Raw genomic sequence first — 304 nt, 5'->3', positions numbered from 1 at the left:
ATAAGGGGCTTTATGAATAGGGGGCTTTGTGATGGGCGATCTTGGATGATCTTTATCAATGGGCGGGTGATTATCTCTATAATTTCCATAGCACAGTGTTGCTTATGTTGTGCAATGTCGTCTCTCTTTGGTTCAGAAGAGCTGTTTTGTTGGACAGTCCGTTTTGGGGCAGAAGCAGGTGAGAAGATGGTGTTTTGCCGTCATGTGAGAGGGAGCATGGTGTCGATATGCTGGAGCCCAAGTGATGGAAGGGCATTGGGGATCAATGCGCAGAAATTGTTTTATTTGAAAAATTTAATTTTAT

General features: G+C 43.4%; 1 protein-coding gene. It reads left to right on the top strand.

Going from position 1 to position 304, the window contains the following annotated elements; genetic code table 11:
• Positions 1–12: 12 nt before the first annotated feature.
• A partial coding sequence (locus tag ACFINC_RS11160) for a hypothetical protein (RefSeq protein WP_375617242.1) occupies positions 13–304 on the top strand: 292 nt, incomplete at its 3' end.

The sequence above is a fragment of the Bartonella sp. AP58NXGY genome (genome assembly GCF_042195785.1).
In the GTDB taxonomy this organism is placed as follows: domain Bacteria; phylum Pseudomonadota; class Alphaproteobacteria; order Rhizobiales; family Rhizobiaceae; genus Bartonella.
Note: the sequence above shows the minus strand (reverse complement) of the source record. Positions and strands in the feature narration are given on the sequence as shown.